The following is a 559-nucleotide window of genomic DNA, read 5'->3' on the forward strand; positions in this document are numbered from 1 at the left end:
GGGCTTCATCTAAAGGTTTCAGCACAAAGTCAAGCGTCGGTCGCATACCGATGCCATACGAAAGAATCTCTCCATTATACATATCCATTATTGGACTAAAATAGAGCTTTAGGTCATCTGCACACTTAAATTCTGTAATATCTGTGGTCAGTTTCTGATATGGGATCGTAGTATTAAAACGGCGGTGAATCTGGTTTTTCACCACTTTACCGATGGTCCCCTTGTACGAACTATAACGACGTGATTTCCGGGTGAACTTATTGCCTTTCAATCCTAGCTTTCGCATAATACGCTGCACCTTTTTATGATTCACTATGATTCCACGATTCTTCAATTCTAGTTGAATCCTGCGATAACCATAATTTTCGTTGTGCTCTTCAAAAATGGAATGAATCGTTTCCTCCAACTCTTGGTTAGGATTTTCCCGTTTCATTTGTTTCACATGATAATGGTAAGATGACTCAGGAATGCCGACAATCCGAAGTACATCCTTCAGTCGGAATTCTTCTTTGAGTTCGAATGATAGCGCTGTTTGTGCTTTTCGAGATAGCCGTCCGGA

The 559-nt window shown here is 40.8% G+C and carries 1 protein-coding gene; it reads right to left on the minus strand.

All coding sequences use genetic code 11. The annotated features are described in order from the left end of the window. Positions 1-559 (minus strand): IS3 family transposase (locus MT489_RS22540; protein ID WP_244683704.1); only part of this gene is annotated, 559 nt, incomplete at both ends.

It is taken from the genome of Lederbergia wuyishanensis (assembly GCF_022900255.1).
Taxonomy (GTDB): domain Bacteria; phylum Bacillota; class Bacilli; order Bacillales; family Bacillaceae_C; genus Lederbergia; species Lederbergia wuyishanensis.